The 6,922-nt window shown below is 46.0% G+C and carries 5 protein-coding genes; all 5 read left to right on the top strand.

The window, feature by feature from the left end; translation table 11 throughout:
• Positions 1-72 precede the first annotated feature (72 nt).
• Positions 73-1,551, top strand: coding sequence for a RagB/SusD family nutrient uptake outer membrane protein (locus EPX21_RS19205; RefSeq protein WP_134091294.1), 1,479 nt, complete (start codon positions 73-75; stop codon positions 1,549-1,551).
• A 22-nt stretch (positions 1,552-1,573) separates the two neighbouring features.
• On the top strand, positions 1,574-2,722 hold the full coding sequence (locus tag EPX21_RS19200; RefSeq protein ID WP_134091293.1) for a family 43 glycosylhydrolase: 1,149 nt from the start codon (positions 1,574-1,576) through the stop codon (positions 2,720-2,722).
• A gap of 26 nt (positions 2,723-2,748) precedes the next feature.
• A complete protein-coding gene (locus tag EPX21_RS19195; RefSeq protein ID WP_134091292.1) occupies positions 2,749-3,885 on the top strand; it encodes a hypothetical protein in 1,137 nt (378 codons plus the stop codon).
• Positions 3,886-3,900: 15 nt separating this feature from the next.
• Positions 3,901-5,421, top strand: coding sequence for a sulfatase-like hydrolase/transferase (locus tag EPX21_RS19190; protein ID WP_134091291.1), 1,521 nt, complete (start codon positions 3,901-3,903; stop codon positions 5,419-5,421).
• Between the two features lie 198 nt (positions 5,422-5,619).
• On the top strand, positions 5,620-6,756 hold the full coding sequence (locus tag EPX21_RS19185) for a mechanosensitive ion channel family protein (RefSeq protein ID WP_134091290.1): 1,137 nt from the start codon (positions 5,620-5,622) through the stop codon (positions 6,754-6,756).
• Positions 6,757-6,922 lie beyond the last annotated feature (166 nt).

The following is a 6,922-nucleotide window of genomic DNA, read 5'->3' as shown; positions in this document are numbered from 1 at the left end:
TTGATCCAAGAGAAAGAAATTTAACCGGCTCCGAAAAAAAGTAGCCCAAAAACTTGTAATTAATTAGAGTATATGAAAAAGATAAGCTATTATATCATCAGTCTATTTGCCCTGGCAGGAACCCTTGCCTCCTGCAGTAAGGTACTCGATGTAACACCTAACGCGGAGTTTACACCGGGCAATGTACTGACATCGGAAGCCGGCATAAAATCTCTATTGTTTTCGGCCTACGCAGAGCAGCAAACCCAACAGAATTCCAGGTTTGTCATCAACGACTCGGAGATGTGCACCGATATGGCGTTTAACTCCGGAGGGCAGGAAAATGGACAATTAATCCATATCATCAACTTTACCTGGGACCCAACCTTGGGCACCTTTGAAGGCGATCTCTGGGCGCCAAATTACCGCTGCATTCGGGATGCCAACGGCGTTATAGAAAATATAGACGGCGTGAATGCTTCTGAAGAGACCAAAATTCTGTTCTTAGCCGAAGCCCGGGCTTTGCGCGCACAGGCCTATGCTATTTTATATAATTTCTTTGGTCCGGTACCGCTTCGTACTTCCACAGAGCAGACCGGCGACCTGGTTCGCGCAACGGAAGAAGAGATGCGCAACTTTATCGAATCCGAATTCCTTGCGGCCATTCCGGGTTTGCCCGATCCGGGGCAGGAAGAATCTTTCGGCCGTTTCAACAAAGGGAATGCAACGGGCTTATTGGCGAAATTCTACTTAAACACGAAACAGTGGCAAAAGGCTGCAGACGCCTGTAAAACGGTCATCGATTTCAACTATTACAGCACCACACAATATGCTTTTAAAAATTTGTTCCGGGTAGAAAACGAAGGGATGAATAACAGAGAGATGTTATTGGTGTTGCCCTGCCTGAACCAAGTGGATTTCGGCAACTGGTTTATGGCCGGTGCTTTACCGGCCGGATTCAAAAGTACAGACCAGTTGCCGGAATATATATACCAGTCGTCTATGTCGAATTTTGCCACCCAATATCGCTTGCGCACGGCTTTCGTAAACAGTATGGCCGAAAATGATCTGCGGCGGGATTTAATTTGTACCGAATATATCAATAACAACAATGTCACGGTTAATATCCTGGATGGCGATAACGCCAGGAGCTTTAAGTATTGGGACAATACAACCGTAGGAAATAACAGCGGCAACGATGTGCCCGTTCTCCGCTATGCCGACATTTTACTCTCGCGGGCGGAAGCGTTAAACGAGCTCTCCGGACCGAGCATCGAAGGTTTTGATCTGATCAATCAAGTGCGTCGCCGAGCCGGATTGGCCGGCCTGACGACAGCAGATGTGAGTACGCAGGACCAGTTTCGCGATGCGATTTTTCGGGAAAGAGGATGGGAATTTATCACGGAAGGTAAACGTCGGGAAGATTTGATCCGGCAAGGAACTTTTTTGTCGTCTGCAATAGCGCGGGGCGTTTCTCCCGATTTGGCCACATCTGCCAGGCTTTTATTTCCCATTCCGCAATCGGAAATTCAGGCCAATAAGCTTTGTGAACAAAACAGCGGATACAATTAGTTTATTTTTATAGATAATTATCATGAGATTAAGAAAGCGCTTAAGATTCGTACCCATCGTCCTGTTCCTCAGCTTTTGTGTTTGCAAGGCACAAACCAATCGTAATCCAAAGTTTAGTGATCCCAAGGCGCCAGTGGGCGATCCGGAGCTTACCGTTCCCGGATCGGTAAAACCCATTTTGGATGTCTGGATGCGGGATGCTTATGTGACGCATGGGCCAGATGGTTACTATTACCTGACTGGAACAACGGCTACGCCGGGCCGGAAGTTTCCGGGGCAAGTGCATTGTTGGGACTATAACGATGGCTTATATCTGTGGCGCTCTGCCGATCTTGAAAATTGGGAAGCCATGGGAAGGATCTGGTCGTTCGATGAAGACGCGGCAGATTGGCAGAAAAAAGGTAAACCCATGAAGCCGGGCACGCAATCGGTGAATGGCGATCCACTGGATTCGATGTACCGGGCAGTATGGGCGCCGGAGTTGCATTATATCGAAAGTCAGCAGAAATGGCTCCTCATAGCCTGTTTAAATGGTAATCAAGGCTCTTTTGTGTTGGAGAGTACTTCCGGAAAGCCCGAAGGACCGTATCGAAATATTCCAGGAAATGCGCAAAAAGCTATTTTTCGAAATATTGATCTCAGTGTCTTTGAAGATACCGATGGAAAAGTTTATCTGATCGGACATAATCACTATATCGCGCGGATGAAGGACGACCTGAGCGATATCGCCGAATCTTTTCGGCCATTCGACGAGACGCCTTACCCTAAAGAACCTTATATTGAAGGCGTGTGGTTGGATAAGCACCATGGTAAATACCAGTTGCTGCAAACGGTTTGGTCAGTCCCCTTAGCGGATGGCACCTATACCTATTTGCCGGGCGAAAAGCCAGCAGCGGTACATAGCTATGACGTCGTCGTGGCCGAGGCAGACCATATTTATGGGCCCTATGGCCCGCGTTATCCAGCAATTTTGCAAGGCGGGCATAACAACTTATTTCAAGACGGAGACGGAAACTGGTGGTCGACCACCTTCTTCAACCCAAGAGGAGTCATGGGTACGAAATTTCCGGTTACCTGCCGACCGGCCGTTGTTCCGGTAAAATGGGATAATAATCGATTAAAACCTGATGTAGAAGCGTCGGACGACTTTTATTCCACCTTAAATAAATAGCTATGCGTTGCTTTCAAAAGATATTTATGCTACTGCTAGGGTGCTTTATCGCTGTTCATGCAACAGTGCACGCGCAGGAGATCGGTCTTAATTTTAACCATAATCCAGAAAACATCGATTTTACTTACGTCCGTAAGTTGCCGGTGCAATGGATTAGAACCACTCCTCGTATATTGGACTATGTTGACGGAAGGTTAGACGCCGCCAGCGACACTGCTATCCAAAAAGTAGTCGATGCCGGAAAAATGTGTTATCAGGTTGTTTTTGGTTTTCGGTGGGACTTTAAAAACCGGCGGTTGGCCGTGCCCGCCGCTGGCTCGTCGCGCGAAGCTGCATACTTCCGTGTGGTTGACCAGCTCCTGGAAAGGGTAGGTCCCTATATCCAGGTTTTTAGTCTGGGAAACGAACCCAATTTGGAAACCATTGCTTCTGATCTGCAGTACGGTCAGGATAAGCAAGTGCCCTTGGTCGAGTTTACGGGGCGCCTCCTCGCACATGTGCTCCACTTCTACGAACAGCATCCCGATTGGCCCAGACCTAAAATTTATGCAGGATCTTTGCCTGCCCTTTTTGAGAAAAAGCAGCAGCAACTTCCAGGTGTTGTCGAATTGATCAAACTCGCCCAACGAGAGCCGGCTATCGAAGGTTTGGCCGTCCATCTGCATATAGGCGATACACTGGAAATTCCTGCCGCCCTCGACTTCGTTCGGTCAATCATGCCGGAAAAGGCGATCATCGTGCCGGAGTTTTCCCTCTTCCGCTTATATAACAGCCATTTTGGCGATCGCATCGCTAATAGTGCAAAGGGAAAAGCTTTTGTGGAGAAACACCGTTTACCGGCGGATATCAAATTATATGAATGGTTAAATTTGGTGCATACCGGTAAAGTGACGGTAGACGAATGGGAAGAATTGTTTTTATCACAGGACTGGTATCCTTCCCATTACTTGTTGACGTACAACCGTTATTTTAAGCAGTACGGCGTGGTGCTTGCTACCTATCCGCTGCTTCAGCAAGGTTTTGCCAAGGTCGTAAAACCCACATCTGATTCCTGGTTTTTAAATCCCCTGTTTTTGCAGAAATCCTTCGGTTTGACTGAAAAAGGTGAGTATATAAAAAATCCTTTGGTATATGCCGATTTTGTGAGATTATTGCAGCAGTGATTCATTTGTAAACTGATGAAGAGAAACCTTTTTTATAGTCTGATCATACTGATTACCGCGGTATCCTGTGCACCTAAAAGCGCATCCCACAGAAAAAAGCCTAATATCCTGATTATTTACGCAGACGATGTGGGCTATGGCGATTTAAGTTGCTACGGGGCGAGTGCGGTTCAGACTCCGTATCTGGACAGCTTGGCAAAGGAAGGGCTGCGTTTTACCCAAGCCTATGCCGAGGCGTCCACTTGCACGCCCTCGCGTTACGCCATGCTTACCGGGCGCTATGCCTTTCGAAATAACGCAGCAATCCTGCCCGGTGATGCGCCCTTAATTATCGAATCTCACCGCGAGACCTTAGCCTCTATGTTGAAGAAAGCCGGTTACACTACGGGAGTGGTTGGCAAATGGCACTTGGGTTTAGGCGATGGAAAACCCGATTGGAATACCGACATAAAACCCGGGCCTTTGGAAATTGGTTTCGACTACAGCTTTCTCCTGCCCGCTACGGCCGACCGTGTGCCGACGGTTTATGTAGAAAATCATCGGGTGTTGAATGTGGATCGACAAGACCCGATCCGTGTGGATTATAATCGAAAGGTCGGCGATGATCCGATCGGATTGGAACATCCCGAGCTACTGAAAATGGCTGCCGATTCGCAACACAGCGGAACCATTGTCAATGGCATCAGTCGTATAGGCTTTATGGCCGGAGGACATCGGGCTTATTGGAAAGATGAAGATTTCGCTACCGTGTTCGGCGAAAAGGCGAAGGATTTTATCCGAGCACATCAAGATAAACCCTTCTTTCTATATTATGCCTTGCCGCACATCCACGTACCACGAGCGCCGAATCCAAAATTTGTCGGCGCCACAAAAATGGGGCCCAGAGGAGATGTTATCGCGGAGATGGATGCGATGGTGGGCGCTGTTATGCAAACTTTAAAGGAATTGGGACTGGATAAAAACACACTGGTTATTTTTAGCAGCGACAATGGTCCGGTGGTTGATGATGGCTATGCCGATCAGGCTGTGGAGCGATTGGGCGACCATAAGCCTGCAGGGATCCTCCGCGGCGGGAAATACAGCGCCTATGAAGGGGGACTAAGGGTACCGATGATTGTACGTTGGCCGGGTGAAGTACAACCTGGAACCAGTAATGCTGTTATTAATCAAGTGGATTTCTTCGCTTCTTTCGCACAGCTGGCCGGCGTTTCTATCGATCAACAGAAAACCGCGCCCGATAGTGAAAATCTTCTGAGCGCGCTGACCGGTAAGTCAGCGCAAGGACGTCGTAGCATGCTGCAAGAATCATTTACCATGGGTTTACTCGATGGGGATTGGAAATATATAGCGCCGGTTTCTAAAAAGACGCCCGACTGGTTAGCGGATAAGAGAGAAGAAACCGGGTTACAACAAGAGCCACAACTCTATAATCTGAAGGAGGATCCTAAAGAACAACATAACGTAGCTACACAATACCCGGAAAAAACAAAAGAGCTCGGAGAAAAATTAGAAGAGATAAGGCATAAGGAATATTAGTTTTTACATAGGTCTGAATAGCTGTTCGGGCTAAATTGGGGGTTTTTGTCGTTTTTTCTGTGAACAATTTTAATCGATTCTTGTTTATTGAGTGTTTTTCTGTGCTTTTTTATGTTGTGTGGTGGTTTAATTTAGAATCTAAACATCTTTTTTGTATTTTGTGTTTATAAACGTACAAAATTCTTTTAAGAATAGCTTATGATTGAAAATTTAGGAGATTTATCAGAAAAAATGCCTCATTGGGTATGGAATGCGCTTGTTATTTCATTTTCTATTTGTATTGGTATAGTTATAAAGTCAATATTAGTTCCGATAGTGAAGCGCCAGTCACAAAAGGAGTATCCTTATTCGGTAATGAGATCCATTATCAAGAATTTCAACCGCATCTTTACCTTTTTTATCCCTTTGTTGGTCTTCGCTTCCATGCTTCCTTTGTTGAGATTCAATCAGTCCACCTATGACTTGGTTTCGAAAATCGTGGAGATACTTATCAATATCTCATTCGCAGTAATCATTATACGGACATTATACGTTTTTGAAGACTACCTTTACCATCGCTTTGACGTTGCCAAAGAGAACAACCTCCGGGAGCGGAAGATCCGTACACAGATTGTATTCATCCGGAAATTATTAATTACCTTGATTATACTGATAACCACGGCAATTATTCTCCTGAGTTTTGAAAGCATGCGTAAAATAGGGGCTGGACTGTTGACGGGTGTCGGTATAGGAGGTATCATTATCGGTTTCGCTGCGCAGAAGTCGCTCGGAAATTTATTGGCCGGTTTTCAGATCGCATTCACGCAACCGATTCGGATGGACGACGTTTTAATCGTAGAAGGCGAATGGGGAAAGGTGGAAGAGATTAATCTGACCTATGTGGTGGTTGCGATTTGGGATAAACGGAGGCTCGTGCTTCCGATTAATTATTTCATAGAAAAACCTTTTCAGAACTGGACACGGACAACGGCCGAAATCTTAGGTACCGTCTTCATTTATACCGACTTCACAATTCCTGTGGAAAGCTTACGTCAGAAACTAAGTGAACTCTTACATGCAAACCGATTGTGGGACGGCAAAGTAAACGTATTGCAGGTAACCGACCTGAGAGAGCGCACTATGGAAATCAGGTGTCTGATGAGTTGCCGGAATTCCGGCGATGCCTTCGATTTAAGATGCTATGTGCGCGAAAATATGATTGCTTTTATCAACGAGCATTATCCTGATGCCTTATCAAAAACGCGGATAAGCTTAGATAGTGAGTCCGAAAAAGCAGAAGTTGGTCACGTTGGTAGCCGATCTGCTATGGTAGACGAGGCCAAAAGAGGTCGATGATCCGGACTGTCCTGTACTATCTGTAGCACTAGTGGAATAAAAAGCTGTTTTTTTCGAAATAAGACCTATACAATGGGCCTCTGCGGATTGTTTTCTCATTTTAATTTGTATTTTAGCCAAACCAAGCTATAATCAAACCAATTTACGACAATAACAATCCCTTTAG

Source organism: Olivibacter sp. XZL3 (assembly GCF_004368405.1).
GTDB lineage: Bacteria > Bacteroidota > Bacteroidia > Sphingobacteriales > Sphingobacteriaceae > Olivibacter.
Note: the sequence above shows the minus strand (reverse complement) of the source record. Positions and strands in the feature narration are given on the sequence as shown.